Source organism: Gordonia jinhuaensis (assembly GCF_014639795.1).
Classification (GTDB): Bacteria; Actinomycetota; Actinomycetes; order Mycobacteriales; family Mycobacteriaceae; genus Gordonia_B; species Gordonia_B jinhuaensis.
On the sequence record NZ_BMGC01000103.1, the window covers coordinates 1 to 891 of the forward strand.

Below are 891 nucleotides of genomic sequence, written 5' to 3' on the forward strand. Positions count from 1 at the left end.
CGACACCACATCCGACAACCGACGATCCGACTCCGGCTTCACCCACCCAGCACGAGGCATACACCTAAAACTACACGCATGTAACCTTAACTGAACGGTATTGCGACTAAAGTAGACGAGACCCTATTTGTTCAGCACTACGGCGACCGATACCAAATCCCGCTCGTCGTGAGGCGACTGCGACAACTCAAGTCGACTAATGCCGAATCGGTTCTCGAACATTGAAGGGCTATCAACCCCGTGCTCGTAGACAGGCATCTCACGCACTAGAATAATGTACGTTCAGCATCCTTGCCGGAACTGTAGGTGGTCATCTTGAACCCAAGGTTAGACAGTGACGGCGCTCAGACACTGGTGTACGCCCGACCGGCAGCATTCCGACAGTGAATGCAATCGACCAGATCCGCCGCGCAGTCTCCTTGCTTGAGCAGATCATCGACCTCCTCGAGCAACACGGCGAGCGAACAGCGCTTCAAGGCTTACGCTCCGCAGCAAAGGCGGGAGAAGCCGGGATCACCGACGACGGTCCCAGTCCCCCCGAGGCGGCGGCCGAGGCACGACGTCGACTCCAGTCAATCGGCCGCGCCTACACGGACATTGTTTTGAAGCCAAGACCACCGGAGACGATGCACGAAGTCAACACCCACTTTGACGAGCTACGTGGCGCGCTAGCACGCGCGCTCACAGCGGCGGAACGGGGATCCTAGCCTTATCGGGCAGACCCACTCACTCGACATCGATCTACGCCCAGAGAGAAACAATGGTGTCATGCACATTGACCAAGCGATGGGGCTGGTGCACGAGTAGGTGACATCTGATCTGGCTTGCCCTGCCGGGCGGCCTGGAAGGATGCCAGCTGTGCCCAAGCCCTATCCCCAGGAGTTCCGCGAC

Annotated in this window: 1 protein-coding gene; it reads left to right on the forward strand. The window is 58.4% G+C overall.

Features of this window, described 5'->3' with window-relative positions; all coding sequences use genetic code 11:
* Positions 1-383: 383 nt before the first annotated feature.
* Positions 384-707 (forward strand): hypothetical protein, encoded by a 324-nt coding sequence (locus IEW22_RS19825; protein ID WP_188589126.1) that lies wholly within the window; start codon positions 384-386, stop codon positions 705-707.
* Positions 708-891: the final 184 nt, after the last annotated feature.